This window comes from Streptomyces sp. NPDC088817 (assembly GCF_044750345.1).
Classification (GTDB): Bacteria; Actinomycetota; Actinomycetes; order Streptomycetales; family Streptomycetaceae; genus Streptomyces.
On sequence record NZ_JBIVJN010000001.1, the window covers coordinates 550,950 to 563,710 of the forward strand.

The following is a 12,761-nucleotide window of genomic DNA, read 5'->3' on the forward strand; positions in this document are numbered from 1 at the left end:
ACATCGACGCGCCTCGATGAACACCCACGACACCATGCGACCGCAGCCGACACCGCCGGCGCTGCTGCTGCTCGCCGACGGGCGCTTCCCCTCCGGCGGGCACGCGCATTCCGGTGGTCTGGAAGCGGCGGCGGCCCTGGACGGCGTGGACGACCTGCCCGCGCTGGAGGAGTTCCTGCGGGGACGGCTGGCGACGACCGGCTTGGTGAGCGCCGCGTTCACGGCCGCGGCGTGCGCCGCCTTCGGCGGTACGGGCCGCCGAGGGGACTCCCCCGTCGAGCAACTTGAGCTGCTGGACCGCGAGTTCGCCGCCAGGACCCCGTCGCCGGCGTTGCGTACCGCCTCCCGCCGCCTGGGACGGCAACTGCTGCGGGCGGGCCGTACGGTCTGGCCCCACCCCCGCCTGGACGAGTTGAGCGCGGCGCCCGGGCAGGGCCCCCATCAGCCGGTCGCCCTCGGCGCGGTGGCCGCGGCGGCGGGTCTGGGTCCGGACGCCGCGGCGCTGGCCGCCGCCCACGAAGCGGTGCTCACCCCGGCGACGGCCGCCGTGCGGCTGCTCGGCCTCGACCCGTTCGAAGTCCACGCGGCCCTCGCCCGGCTGGGACCGCGGATCGCCGCCGTCGCCGCCGGGGCGGCGGGCCACGCGGACACCGCGCCCGCGGATCTCCCGTCCCGTGCGGGCCCCCTGCTCGACATCCGTGCCGAACACCACTCCGCCTGGGAGGTGCGTCTCTTTGCGTCCTGACCCCACCCCTCGCCCCGATCGGGCCCACGTCCACGCGCACGCCGACGCGCGGGGGACCCTGCCCCGCAGCCCCGGCCGGGCGCTGCGCATCGGCATCGGCGGCCCGGTCGGATCCGGCAAGACCGCGCTGGTCGCGGCGCTGTGCCGCACGCTGGCCCCGGAGTTCTCCCTGGCCGTGGTCACCAACGACATCTACACCACCGAGGACGCCGACTTCCTGCTGCGCAACGGCGTCCTGGCCGCCGAGCGGGTCCGGGCGGTCGAGACGGGGGCGTGCCCGCACACCGCGATCCGCGACGACATCTCCGCCAACCTCGAAGCGGTGGAGGAACTGGAGGCGACCCTGCCGCCGCTCGACCTCGTCCTCCTGGAGAGCGGCGGGGACAACCTCACCGCCACGTTCAGCCGCGGGCTGGTCCACCATCAGATCTTCGTCATCGACGTGGCCGGCGGGGACAAGGTGCCCCGCAAGGGCGGGCCGGGGGTGACCTCGGCCGACCTGCTGGTCGTCAACAAGACCGATCTGGCGCCGCAGGTCGGCGCGGACCTCGCCGTCATGGACCGTGACGCCCGTGCCAAGCGCGGCGACCTGCCGGTGCTGTTCACCTCGCTGGTCCGGGACCCGACCGCCGCCGACGTCGCCGCGTGGGTTCGGCACTGTCTCGCCGTCCCCGCCCGGTGACCCGGTGATGCGGGCACACGCCCGCCTGGCGGTGACGGCCGAGCGGGACCGGTCCGGCGGGACCAGGACCCGGATCAGCCGCCTCCGCTCCGAGGCGCCGCTGATCTGGCGGCCCACGATCCCCTTCGCCGTCGGGCCGACGGGCCGCTGGAACCCGCCCGGCGCCGCCCACGTGGCGCTGGCCGCCGCGGCCGCGGGCCCGATCGGCGGCGACCACCTGCGGCTGGACGTCGAGGTCGCGGCGGGTGCGGCGCTCGTCGTACGCGGTGTGGCGGCGACCCTGGTGCTGCCGGGGCCGCACGGCCGCCCCTCGCACACCGAGGCCCGCCTGCGGGTCGCGCCGGGCGGCACCCTGGTGTGGCTGCCCGAACCGGTGATCGCCGCCGGCCGCTGCGACCACCACGCCACGACACGCGTCGACCTGGAGCCGGGCGCCCGCCTGCTCGCCCGCGAGGAACTGCTCCTGGGCCGCCACGGCGAGACCCCGGGCACCTTCCGCCAGCGCCTGCGGGTGACCCTCGCCGGCCGTCCACTCCACGACCAGGAGTTCACCGTCGGCCCGGACGTCCCGGGCTGGCACGGCCCGGCCGTGACCGGCGGCCGGCGAGCCCTGGGCACCCTGCTCGTCGTCGCCCCCGGCGGTCCCGCGCTCCCGCCCGCACCCCCCACCGCCGACGCGGCCGTCATGCCCCTCTCCCCCGGCGCCACCCTGCTCACCGCCCTGGCCGACGACGCCCTCACCCTGCGCCGACTGCTCGACCAGGGCCTGACCGGCCTGGCGACGTCGCAGTCGCGGACGGTCAAGGGCTGACACGGCGGACCGGCCGGGCCCCTTCGGCCACGCGCAAGAGGTGGTTTTCGGCCAAGGGATGCTGGTGGGGCGGCTGGGGAGGGGGTGGGGGCTGTCTTGGTTGACTGTTGATCAATTACCTTGTGCCGTAAGCCAGTCACTCACTTTGAGGGAGCCCCATGTCCACCGCGCAGCAGGTGCCCGACATCCTCTCGCCGGAGTTCGCCGCGGACCCCTACCCGGCGTACCGTCTGATGCGCGACACCGCGCCCCTCATCTGGCACGAGGCCACGCAGAGTTACATCGTCTCGCGCTACGAGGACGTCGAGCGCGTCTTCAAGGACAAGCAGGGCGAGTTCACCACCGACAACTACGACTGGCAGATCGAGCCGGTGCACGGCAAGACGATCCTCCAGCTCAGCGGCCGTGAGCACGCCGTGCGCCGCGCCCTGGTGGCCCCCGCCTTCCGCGGCGCCGACCTCCAGGAGAAGTTCCTGCCCGTCATCGAGCGCAACTCGCGCGAACTGATCGACGGCTTCCGGAACTCCGGCTCCGCCGACCTGGTGGGCGACTACGCCACCCGCTTCCCGGTCAACGTCATCGCCGACATGCTGGGCCTCGACAAGGCCGACCACGCGCGCTTCCACCGCTGGTACACGTCCGTGATCGCCTTCCTCGGCAACCTCTCGGGCGACCCCGAGGTAGCGGCGGCGGGTGAGCGGACCCGTGTCGAGTTCGCCGAGTACATGCTGCCGATCATCCGCGAGCGGCGCGACAACCTGGGCGACGACCTGCTGTCGACGCTGTGCGCCGCGGAGGTGGACGGCGTGCGGATGAGCGACGAGGACATCAAGGCGTTCTGCAGCCTGCTGCTCGCCGCCGGCGGCGAGACCACCGACAAGGCGATCGCCAGCATCTTCGCGAACCTGCTGCTCCACCCCGACCAGCTCGCCGCCGTCCGCGCGGACCGCGACCTGATCCCGCGCGCTTTCGCCGAGACCCTGCGGTACACCCCGCCCGTCCACATGATCATGCGGCAGTCCGCGACCGAGGTGGAGCTCAGCGGCGGCACCATACCCGCGGGCGTCACCGTCACCTGCCTGATCGGCGCGGCCAACCGCGACGAGAACCGCTACCGCGACCCCGACCGCTTCGACATCTTCCGCGACGACCTCACCGCCACGACGGCCTTCTCGGCCGCCGCCGACCACCTGGCCTTCGCGCTCGGCCGGCACTTCTGCGTGGGCGCGCTGCTCGCCAAGGCGGAGGTCGAGATCGGGGTCGGCCAACTGCTGGACGCCATGCCGGACCTGCGTCTCGCCGACGGCTTCGACCCGGCCGAGCAGGGCGTCTTCACCCGCGGACCGGAGCGTCTGCCGGTGCGGTTCACACCCGTGACCGCCTGATCAACCGCCCCGCGCCACCGCCGAGGCAATGGGCCCCTTCCAGGAAGAGGGGCCCATCCGCCCGCCTGGCGCACCACCCGACTAGTAGCGTGTCGCTACTAGTGCACCACCGGCGTGAACCGCACCGGAAGCGACATCAGCCCCCGCATCCAGATCGACGGACGCCAGGTCAGCGTCCCCGCGTCCACCGAGAGGACCAGGTCGGGCAGCCGCTCCAGCAGCGTCTCGACCGCCGTCCTCGCCATCACGTCCGCCAGCAGCGGTGCCGGATAGGGGCAGCGGTGCTCGCCGTTGCTGAACGACAGGTGCGCGGCGTTCTCCGCGCCCACATGCGACTCGGGCCAGATCTGCGGATCGGTGTTGGCCGCGGCCAGGCCCAGCACCAGGCAGTCGCCGGTCCTGATCTGCCGCCCGCCGAGCTGGGTGTCGCGGACGGCCCAGCGCCCGATGAAGTTCTGCGTCGGCGTGTCCAGCCACAGCGCCTCGTTGAGCGCCTCGCCCACACTGAGCCGGCCGCCCGACACGTTCACGGCGAACCGCTCGTCCGTCAGCAGCAGTCGCAGCGTGTTGCAGATCCAGTTCGCCGTCGGCTGCTGCGCCGCGGCGATCACCGAGATCAGGTCCTGGACGATCTCCTCGTCCGTCAGCCCCGCCGAATGCCGCAGCATGCGCGAGGTGACGTCGGGGCCAGGGCTGACCCGCTTGTCCTTCACGAGCTGCCGCAGCCGCTCGCCCACCCGCCCGTACGCGGCCACCGGGTCGTCGCCCTCGGCCGCGTCCAGCGAGATCCGCAGGTCGTCGACGAGCTGCTGGGTGTCCTCGCCCGAGAGCGGCATGCCGCACATCTGCACCACGGCCCGCATTGGCAGGGCGTGCACATAACCGGACATCAGCTCCGCGTGGCCGCTGCCCGCGAAGTCGGCGATCAGCCGGTCGGCGATCAACTGGCAGTTGCGGGCCAGCTCGAACTGGTCGACGCCCTCCAGTGCCTCGGTGATCACCCCGGCCCGCCGCCGGTGCTCGTCGCCCTCGGTGAACAGCACCGACGGCTGGTAGCCGACGTACGGCATCAGCGGCCAGTCCGCCGGGATGTTCTCCCACTGGTTCCAGCGCCGTGAGTCCCGCGCGAACAGCTCGTCGTGGCTGGTCACATAGGTGACCTCGGAGTAGCCGAGCACCAGCCAGGCCGGGATGTCCCCGTCGAGCAGCACCGGCGCGACCGGGCCGTGCTCCCAGCGCAGCGCGCGGTAGAGCTGCGACGGCGTCTGCTGGTACTCCAGCCCCGCCAGGCGCACCGCGTCGGGCTGGTGAGCCGGGCAGCCCGGCGGAGCCGGTCGCGCGGAAGAGGGGTCGGTCACGGGGTCGCCTCCTGGGCCATGGCCAGTTCGTACAGGTGGTCCACGAGGGTGATCAGCACGTCCTTGCCGGACTGCCGGACCCGTGCGTCGCAGTCGAGCATCGGCACGTGCTCGGGCAGGGCGAGCGCCTGGCGGATCTCGTCGAGGGAGTACCGGTCGGTGTCGTCGTCGAACCGGTTGACGGCCACCACGAACGGCGTCTTGTGGTGCTCCAGCCGGTCGATCGCGTACCAGGAGTCGTCCATCCGGCGGGTGTCCACGAGCACCACGGCGCCCAGGGTGCCGGAGAACAGCCTGTCCCACAGGAACCAGAAGCGCTCCTGGCCCGGGGCGCCGAACAGGTACAGCACCATGCGCTCGTTGAGGCTGATCCGGCCGAAGTCGAACGCGACCGTCGTGGTCGTCTTCGTGGCGACCGCGCTGGTCTCGTCGACGCCGACGCCGGCCTGCGTCATCACCTCCTCGGTGTTCAGCGGCCGGATCTCGCTGACCGAGCGCACCAGGGTGGTCTTGCCGACACCGAAACCGCCCACGATGACGATCTTCAGGCCGGTCTCGGCGGCGTCGTCCAGTGGCGTGCGGTGGGAGGGCAGCTCAGAGGTTGCGGAGCCCATGGAGCACCTCCTTGAGAAGGGCGGAATCGGGGAGCGAGGCGACGGACCGCGCCGCACGCGGGTGGCGGGCGGTGATACGGCCCATGTCGAGCAGGTCGCCGAGCAGGATCCGCACCACCGTGATGGGCAGTCTCAGCTCAGCGGCGATCTCGACGACGGCCGTGGGGTGTTGGCACAGCTCCAGGATCCGGGTGTGCTCCGACTGCATTCCCGCGGTGGGCCGGCACTCACTGACGATGAGAGTGACCAGGTCGAAGGATTCGTCGGCGCGGCTGCGGCCGGCCGTGACCGTGTAGAGCCGGTCCGGGTCACCGGTGTCCACGGGTTTGCGCATCACGAGGTGGCACTCCCCGGGACGGGCTCTCGGGGCAGGGCGCGCAGGTGCTCGCCGATCTGCTCGACCAGCTCAGTCATCTGATGGCCGACGACGCCGGGGTCGGCGTCCTCGTCGGCGAGGACGGCCAGATGCGCTCCCTCGCCCGCCTCGACGATGAACAGCAGGCCGCCGTGGAACTCGGTCATGGACTGCCGGACGCCGCCGCTGCCGTCGCCGAACTCCATGGAGGCGCCCTGGGCGAGGGCCTGGATGCCGGAGCAGATCGCGGCCAGTTGGTCGGCCTGGTCCAGGGCCAGGTGTTCGGTCCAGCACAGCTTGAGGCCGTCCCGGGACAGGGCCAGGGCGTGCCGGGTGCCCGGGGTGCGCTCCAGGAGGCTCTGAAGGAGCCAGGTGAGGCTGTTGTCTGTGGTCTGCATGATGGGTGATGGGACGGTGGTGCCCGGTTCGACCGGTCACCGGCCCGTTCCTCCAATCTCAGGAAATCGAGCGTGACGTGGGCGCCGACGCCCCGGGCGCCGTACGGGAAGGGGGCGGCGGGCTACGGGGCGGCGGGCGGCTCGGACTCGGGCCGGGCGTCCGGTCCGGTGGTGCCGCCCGCGGCGCGGCGCCCGCGGTGGAAGGCGCCGAAGCGTGAACCGGCGTCGCGTGCCGGGCGGACTCCGTCGGGCGCCTCGGACTTCGTGCCGGACGCCGCCTCGGATGCCGCGTCGGCCGCCGACCGGCGCTGCTCGCGCTCCCGTTCCGCCTCGGCCATGGTGCGGCCGGGGGCGCGGACGGGCAGGCCGTTCAGCGTGGCGCCGGTGGCACGGCGGGGCTGTTCCTGTTCGGGCGGCTCGGGCCGGACGGCGGGCCGCTCCGGGGCTCGTGGGCGCGAGGGGGGCTCGGGCGCGGAGGCCGGTGCGGGCGCAGGGGCGGGGGCGGACGCGGGGGCGGGGGCCGGCGACGTGGCCGCGGCGGGACCGGGCGTGGGCGCGGTTCCCGCGGCGGGGCGGCCGGTCGCCTCGCGCGGGATCGACTCGCGCTGCTGGGCGAGCAGTTGCGGGGGCAGCAGGACCACGACGCCGGTGCCGCCGCGCGAGGAGGGTCGGTAGTTGACGCTGATGCCGTACTTGCCCGCGAGCCGTCCGACCACGGCGAGTCCGAGCCGGGTGCCCTGGAGCGAGGCGAGGTCGTTCACACGGCCGGACACCGCCTCCTCGGCGCGGCGCATCGCCGCGTCGGCCATCTTCAGGCCGCTGTCCTCGATGGTGACGACCATGCCGGCGCTGCGGTCCTCGACGTAGACGTGCACCTCGTCGATGGGCGGGGAGAAGTTCGCCGCGTTGTCCATCAGTTCGGCGAGCAGATGCATGACGCCCTCGGCGGCGAAGCCGGAGATCGCGGCGGTGGTGGCGCAGTGCAGACGCACCCGCTGGTAGGCGGCGATACGGCCGACGGCACCGCGCAGGATGCTCTCCATCACGATCGGCTTGTTCCACGCGCGGCTGGACCGGCCGCCCATGAGGAGTGCCAGCCGGTCGGTCATCAGGCCGAGCTGGGAGGTGCTGTGGTCCAGCTTGAGCAGGTCGCCGAAGACCTCCTCGCCGTGGCGTTCCTGCATCTCCCGCAGGTCGGCGAGCATGCTGACGGACTTGGCCTGGACGCGGCTGAGCGCCTTGGCGGAGGCGGCCTGGGCCGCGGCGGCGCGCCGCTCGCTGTGGGCGAGTTCGCGGACGAACGACTCGGTCGGGGTGCGCACCATGGCCAGCCGCGGCAGGTCGAGTTCGGCGAGCACCGTGTCGGCGGACTGGCCGTCGCGCAGCCGGTCGACGGCGGCGGGCAGCGTCTCCTTCTCCAGCCGCTCCAGCGCGGCGGTGGCCTCCGCCAGTTCCTGGCGGGCCCGCCGGCACTCGTCGTCCAGGGCGGCCGCGCGCCGCACGTCCTCCTCGACGGCGGCGGCGAAGGTGTGCGTGATCCGGCCGAGTTGCGGGTCGGACGGCGGCGGCACGCTGCCCACCGCGTCGTCCGCGCCCGCGCCGTCCCGGAGCTGCTTGGCCACGGCGGGCAGGGTCACGTTGACCAGGTGCGCGGTCTCCGCCGAGAGCTGCGCGGACTGCGCCTTGAGCCGGCCGGTCTCGGCGGCCTGTGCCGCGGCCGTGCGCCGGGCCCGGTGGACGAGCCGGTGGCTGACGAGGACGGTCACGGCCAGGCACACCCAGGCGACCGCCGTGACGGTCAGCGCCCAGGTGCGGGCGCCGGACGGCGCCAGGGCGACGGCCGCACCACCGGCCGCGGCACCCACCACCAGTACGGCGAGGGGCGCGGTCGGCGAGGTGTGCGGCGCCTTCGCCGACCGGGGCTGACTGGGCGGTGCAGGCACTGACATTCCGCGGTCCCTCGGTCCATGAGATCAGAAGAAACGGGGCAGCCGGCTCACGGCGGCCGCGGGCCGGAAGAGGGGTCGCCAAGAGGACGACGATCTTCCGACCGGGTACCCGCTCATGCTAGCCACACTGCCGCGCGAGGAGATCTGGCTGACCGCGCAGTCAGCCGGTCACGCAAGTTCGTCGCGAACCGACTGCCTGAACGCCCGCTCGTGATAAGGGAGATGACGCTTCCTCACCCGCGCTGACCCACGAGGACAGCCTGCCAAATGTGCTGACGGAGTGTCAAAATTGTAAAAAAGATCGCCACCCGCGCGTCAACTCCGAACGCCAGCAGTCACTTTCCAGCCAACCCTACGCCACCGGAAGTCGAACTCACCTACATTCAAAGGCTTTTGAGCAGGCCGCCGGATCATGAACCGGAGCGCCAACGTTGGCGTGATCCTGTCACTCGGAACCGGGTTCGGCCGCACCCTTCCACGGAGGCACCGGTGCCCGGAACTACCCCGCGACGCAATGGCGTTGACAGGCGGGACGGGGGGCGAGAGGAGCGGACGGTGGCACAGGAGCAGGGGCGGGACCCTTGGCGATTACTGCTCGTCGAGGACGACCGGGAGCTGGTCGCCATGCTCGCCGAGGTGTTGCGTGACGACGGGTACGCGGTGGACGTCGCGGCCGACGGGCACCGGGGCCTGCACCTCGGGCTCACCCGGAACTACGACGTGCTGGTCATCGACCGGCGGCTGCCGGTCCTCGACGGTCTGGATCTGCTGCGCCGGCTGCGGTCCCGCGCGGTCCGCACCCCGGTGCTGATGCTGACGGCGCTGGGCACCGTGCACGACCGTGTCGACGGACTGGACGCCGGCGCCGACGACTATCTGGCCAAACCGTTCGACCTCGACGAACTCGGCGCCCGGCTCCGGGCGTTGTGCCGGCGGTCGCTCGACGTCACCGACGTGGGTCGGTGTCGAAGTCGTCATAGCGCTCGGCGAGTTCGACACCGGGAATGGACGGCACATGGAGCCGGGAGACGCCGGTCGTGACGACGAGCCGCTGGGCCCGCCAGGTCCGCCCGGTGCCGTCGAGGACGCTGAAGCCGCCGCCCTCACGGGAGACCCGGACCGCCTCCGTGCCGTACTCGACGCGCACGCCGGTGCGTTCCGCGAAGTCGGCCAGATAGCGCAGCAGGTCGTCGGCCTGCGGGAAGTAGCGCTCGCTGTACCGGGTGAACAGCAGCTCGGGGTCGTCGGCGAGCAGCGAGTTCCAGTCCATGCGTAGACTGAGTTCCGGGTCGGTGTACCCGGTGTTGACCTTGTTGATCGATATGAGCTGCCGATGCCGGGGGTAACGGGTGAAGAAGGTCCCCGGCCCGCTCCCCCGCTCCAGGACGGCGTAGTCGCGTCCGTCGCGTTCCAGCAGAGCGGCGAGCTGAAGTCCGGCCGGTCCGGCCCCGATGATCAGGTAATCGCGCACCATGAGCCGGACGCTAGCCGCACGAGATCAGAGGACTCTGAGATTCACCCGGCTCCGCCCCGGACAAGTGCCTCGTCACCCTCCGGGTTCAGAAGGTCTGCTCGATGCGGACGTGAGCCGGGCAAGGCACCCTCGGAACCCGTCCGGCTGACGTCCTGCCGATGCACCCCGACAACGGCAAGACCGCCCGGCAGCCTCCGCCAGGGCCCGCAGCCTCCGCCAGGGCCCGCAGCCGCACACCGGGGTGAGTGCCTCGTGGACGGTGCTACTTCAGATGCTCTTCAAGGTCGTCGACGGTCCAGTCTGCCTGGCGAAGGAGGGAGCGGAGGGTGCCGGGCGCGAGGCTGCGGTGGAGAGGCACGATGACGGTTTGCTCGCCGATGCGGTACTTGGCGTGGCTGCCACGGGTGGAGATGTGCTCGAACCCGCCGCGTTCCAGGGCCTTGGCTACGGCCGCGCCCGACAGGCCCGCCGGGACAGCAGGGCTCATGCGACGCGCCGCACTTCGACAGGGGCGGTGATCACGTCGGTGACCTCGGGCGCGGGAGCGTCCTCGAAGTAGAGCTCCAGCGCCTCGCGCAGGTTCTCCAGGGACTCCTCAATACTCTCGCCCTGGGAGGTGACCTCGACCTGGAGGCAGCGGGCCACGTACCACTCGCCTTCGTGAGTGATCGCGGCGGTCAGGTGCAGTGCGTCAGCCATGCCGCCAGTCTGGCACGCACCGACCTCCCCGGACAGCGGTCTTCCCCACGGTCACCCGTACCGGTGCCGCGTTGACCTGCCGGAATCCGCCCGCCGGCGCCATATCGGCCCCGGCTCGCATACAGCCGACCCGGCGAGGCCGGGTACTGCTGCGTCCACAGCCGTGGCAGCACAACGGGTACACCAGTGACCATCGGCCACCTGACTGCCGAAGCCGATCCCACCTCGGCCGCCGGGTAGGTGGTTCCAGCCCAAGGGCGTGATGTGGTGGTTCGTGAGCGGCAGCATCGCTGGCCCATCCGAGGGAGGCGGACAACGCTGAATGCCAGGCTGCGGAAGGTGGCCCTTCCAGGCATCCGATCAGGCTTCGTCCGGTAGGCCGGGGAGGTGATGTCCCCCCCAGCGTCGGAAACAGAACGAAGACCTCACTGAGGTGGCTGCTCCCTCAGCGATCGAGCACTCCGACCGCGGGCGGAAGCTGAGCGAGGGCTGCATGTCCCACGACGATGTCGTCGCCCTGTCCCTGCGGCTCGTCGCCACCCACCCCAAACTCATACGCATCATCACCAGCAAATATCCTGTCATCTTCGTCGACGAGTACCAGGACACCTCACCCAAGACGATCGAACTACTGCTGAACCACCTGGCAGGAGCGGGCAAGGATCCCTGTGTGATCGGCCTCTTCGGCGACTCCATGCAGAAGATCTACCGATCCGGCGTCGGCGCGGTCCGGCACGACAAGCTCACACCCATCACCAAAATCGAGAACTACCGTTGTTCGCGCCCTGTAGTCGACGTTCTCAACAAGATGCGGCCCGAACTCCGCCAACAGGCCTCCGGGAAGCAACAGGAGGGCGAGGTACACCTCTTCCTCAGCACCGACGTACCGCCCGGCCCGTGGCGGCTCGATGCCGCTAAAGCCAGCCTCGCGAAGAGGGGCTGGTCGCTTGAGAACGCGAAGTACCTCTTGCTGACCCATCGCGGCATCGCGGGCACACTCAAATACGCCAACCTGCTGGAGCAGTACAGGCAGCTCGGCAGCCATGGCCCCGATGACCTCATGGCACGCAACGAGCCCTACATCCAGTATCTGACGCAGATCGAAGCCCTGAGCACGGCCTACCAGGCCCGGGACTTCGTGGCACTGCTCCTGGCCGTTCCCGGAAAAGTGAAAGACCGCGAGCGCCGCAGAACCGCAGCCGACCTCGACGAGCGACACAAGCGGCAAGCAGACTTCGCCAACAACATCCGAGGTGTCTCCTACCGGGAAGTCATCAGCGTCATCCAGTTCATCGATGAACTCACGCCCTTCTCAACGCAACACGGCGTCAAGGGTGACAAGTTCGAGAATGTCGTCGTAGTGATCGACGACTCTGTCCGGACCATGTACAACATCGGCAAGATGCTTGCCGGCACCGACAAATCCGAGCGGACTGAGCGCTCACGCAACCTCTTCTACGTCTGCTGCTCACGCGCCCGCCGCGGCCTGGCCGTGGTCTTCATCAACGACCTCCCAGACGGAGCGGAGGCAACAGCTCGCGACTGGTTCGCTTCGGGCTCCGTCCATCCGTAAAGCGTGCCCGGACGCCATCGATCGTGGCGAATGGCGCACCTATGCGGTAGGCCGCGGCACGCGATGTTGAGCACGTTTCGCCAAGTGGTCTCGACGTCGATCGCCACAGTCCCCCCCGGCACCCACAAAGCACCCGATATGACGCACTGCTCCCTCGACGGGGTGGACACGGCGGACAATACGCGAGGGAGAGCGGCAGACGAGTCGGGCTGTACGCCGGGTTCTGTTCCCCGGGTTCCTCGCGGAGCCCGGGGCGACGGCCATCCATCTAGGGCCGGCGTTGCCGCCGACCTCGTGCGGTCCACCCGCGGACTCGGGCGGGCAGCCCTCGAACGTCCGCGCAGAAACACCGGGGTGTTTCCTTTTGACCTTGCTCCAGGTGGGGTTTACCTAGCTGCCCAGGTCACCCTGGGCACTGGTGGTCTCTTACACCACCGTTTCACCCTTACCGAGGACCGAGATCCCCGGCGGTCTGCTTTCTGTGGCACTGTCCCGCGGGTCACCCCGGGTGGCCGTTAGCCACCACCCTGCCCTGTGGAGCCCGGACGTTCCTCGGGAAGCCCCTCAGAGGGACTCCACGCGGCCGCCCGCCCGGCTCGTCTGCCGTGGGCACCATGGTACCGGTCGCGCGGGCCGCGCCGTTTCCGGTCGGGCCCGGGCCGGGCACCGGTCGGCCGCCGCACCCCGTGCTTGACCTTCACGCGACGTCAACGTCTGT

Annotated in this window: 12 protein-coding genes, 1 other RNA gene and 2 pseudogenes; 6 read left to right on the plus strand and 9 right to left on the minus strand. The window is 71.2% G+C overall.

Going from position 1 to position 12,761, the window contains the following annotated elements; translation table 11 throughout:
* Positions 1-34: 34 nt before the first annotated feature.
* From ACIP4X_RS02525 to ACIP4X_RS02540, 4 genes are all read left to right on the plus strand, one after another.
* Positions 35-745 (plus strand): urease accessory UreF family protein, encoded by a 711-nt coding sequence (locus tag ACIP4X_RS02525; protein ID WP_358729582.1) that lies wholly within the window; start codon positions 35-37, stop codon positions 743-745.
* Positions 735-1,427 (plus strand): urease accessory protein UreG, encoded by a 693-nt coding sequence (ureG, locus tag ACIP4X_RS02530; protein ID WP_391453307.1) that lies wholly within the window; start codon positions 735-737, stop codon positions 1,425-1,427. The genes ACIP4X_RS02525 and ureG overlap by 11 nt, the downstream gene beginning before the upstream one ends.
* 7 nt (positions 1,428-1,434) lie before the next feature.
* Positions 1,435-2,238 (plus strand): urease accessory protein UreD, encoded by an 804-nt coding sequence (locus tag ACIP4X_RS02535; RefSeq protein ID WP_391453305.1) that lies wholly within the window; start codon positions 1,435-1,437, stop codon positions 2,236-2,238.
* Between the two features lie 158 nt (positions 2,239-2,396).
* On the plus strand, positions 2,397-3,623 hold the full coding sequence (locus ACIP4X_RS02540) for a cytochrome P450 (RefSeq protein ID WP_358729580.1): 1,227 nt from the start codon (positions 2,397-2,399) through the stop codon (positions 3,621-3,623).
* A 98-nt stretch (positions 3,624-3,721) separates the two neighbouring features.
* Here ACIP4X_RS02540 and ACIP4X_RS02545 read toward each other — a convergent pair whose 3' ends face one another.
* From ACIP4X_RS02545 to ACIP4X_RS02565, 5 genes are all read right to left on the minus strand, one after another.
* Positions 3,722-4,981 (minus strand): cytochrome P450, encoded by a 1,260-nt coding sequence (locus ACIP4X_RS02545; protein WP_391453302.1) that lies wholly within the window; start codon positions 4,979-4,981, stop codon positions 3,722-3,724.
* Entirely contained in the window at positions 4,978-5,595 is a 618-nt protein-coding gene (locus ACIP4X_RS02550; RefSeq protein WP_358729578.1) for an ATP/GTP-binding protein, read from the minus strand. Before ACIP4X_RS02550 ends, ACIP4X_RS02545 begins: the two co-directional genes overlap by 4 nt.
* Positions 5,576-5,932, minus strand: coding sequence for a DUF742 domain-containing protein (locus ACIP4X_RS02555; protein ID WP_358729577.1), 357 nt, complete (start codon positions 5,930-5,932; stop codon positions 5,576-5,578). The genes ACIP4X_RS02550 and ACIP4X_RS02555 overlap by 20 nt, the downstream gene beginning before the upstream one ends.
* A complete protein-coding gene (locus tag ACIP4X_RS02560; protein WP_358729576.1) occupies positions 5,929-6,348 on the minus strand; it encodes a roadblock/LC7 domain-containing protein in 420 nt (139 codons plus the stop codon). The genes ACIP4X_RS02555 and ACIP4X_RS02560 overlap by 4 nt, the downstream gene beginning before the upstream one ends.
* Before the next feature lie 122 nt (positions 6,349-6,470).
* On the minus strand, positions 6,471-8,297 hold the full coding sequence (locus ACIP4X_RS02565) for an ATP-binding protein (protein ID WP_358729575.1): 1,827 nt from the start codon (positions 8,295-8,297) through the stop codon (positions 6,471-6,473).
* 591 nt (positions 8,298-8,888) lie between these two features.
* Here ACIP4X_RS02565 and ACIP4X_RS02570 point away from each other — a divergent pair.
* Positions 8,889-9,254 (plus strand): annotated as a pseudogene (locus tag ACIP4X_RS02570) (response regulator); the annotation flags it as partial.
* Here the strand turns inward: ACIP4X_RS02570 and ACIP4X_RS02575 are convergent.
* The 3 genes and pseudogenes from ACIP4X_RS02575 to ACIP4X_RS02585 form a co-directional block, all read right to left on the minus strand.
* Positions 9,253-9,771, minus strand: a pseudogene (locus ACIP4X_RS02575) (NAD(P)-binding domain-containing protein); the annotation flags it as partial. The pseudogenes ACIP4X_RS02570 and ACIP4X_RS02575 overlap by 2 nt on opposite strands.
* 262 nt (positions 9,772-10,033) lie before the next feature.
* Entirely contained in the window at positions 10,034-10,258 is a 225-nt protein-coding gene (locus ACIP4X_RS02580; RefSeq protein WP_391453299.1) for a type II toxin-antitoxin system HicA family toxin, read from the minus strand.
* Complete coding sequence (locus ACIP4X_RS02585) at positions 10,255-10,470, minus strand: type II toxin-antitoxin system HicB family antitoxin (protein WP_358729573.1); 216 nt, start codon at positions 10,468-10,470, stop codon at positions 10,255-10,257. Before ACIP4X_RS02585 ends, ACIP4X_RS02580 begins: the two co-directional genes overlap by 4 nt.
* Before the next feature lie 493 nt (positions 10,471-10,963).
* On the opposite strand from ACIP4X_RS02585, the gene ACIP4X_RS02590 reads away from it, so the two are divergent.
* A complete protein-coding gene (locus ACIP4X_RS02590) occupies positions 10,964-12,043 on the plus strand; it encodes a UvrD-helicase domain-containing protein (RefSeq protein WP_391453296.1) in 1,080 nt (359 codons plus the stop codon).
* Positions 12,044-12,239: 196 nt separating this feature from the next.
* Here the strand turns inward: ACIP4X_RS02590 and rnpB are convergent.
* Positions 12,240-12,642, minus strand: an RNA gene (gene rnpB / locus ACIP4X_RS02595) — RNase P RNA component class A.
* Positions 12,643-12,761: the final 119 nt, after the last annotated feature.

Excerpts from the sequence above, each read along its gene's own strand:
- ACIP4X_RS02525 (WP_358729582.1), top strand. The coding sequence starts at position 35 with ATGCGACCGCAGCCGACACCGCCGGCGCTGCTGCTGCTCGCCGACGGG.
- ACIP4X_RS02535 (WP_391453305.1), top strand. The coding sequence starts at position 1,435 with ATGCGGGCACACGCCCGCCTGGCGGTGACGGCCGAGCGGGACCGGTCC.
- ACIP4X_RS02540 (WP_358729580.1), top strand. The coding sequence starts at position 2,397 with ATGTCCACCGCGCAGCAGGTGCCCGACATCCTCTCGCCGGAGTTCGCC.
- ACIP4X_RS02550 (WP_358729578.1), bottom strand. The coding sequence starts at position 5,595 with ATGGGCTCCGCAACCTCTGAGCTGCCCTCCCACCGCACGCCACTGGAC.
- ACIP4X_RS02560 (WP_358729576.1), bottom strand. The coding sequence starts at position 6,348 with ATGCAGACCACAGACAACAGCCTCACCTGGCTCCTTCAGAGCCTCCTG.
- ACIP4X_RS02565 (WP_358729575.1), bottom strand. The coding sequence starts at position 8,297 with ATGTCAGTGCCTGCACCGCCCAGTCAGCCCCGGTCGGCGAAGGCGCCG.
- ACIP4X_RS02580 (WP_391453299.1), bottom strand. The coding sequence starts at position 10,258 with ATGAGCCCTGCTGTCCCGGCGGGCCTGTCGGGCGCGGCCGTAGCCAAG.
- ACIP4X_RS02585 (WP_358729573.1), bottom strand. The coding sequence starts at position 10,470 with ATGGCTGACGCACTGCACCTGACCGCCGCGATCACTCACGAAGGCGAG.
- ACIP4X_RS02590 (WP_391453296.1), top strand. The coding sequence starts at position 10,964 with ATGTCCCACGACGATGTCGTCGCCCTGTCCCTGCGGCTCGTCGCCACC.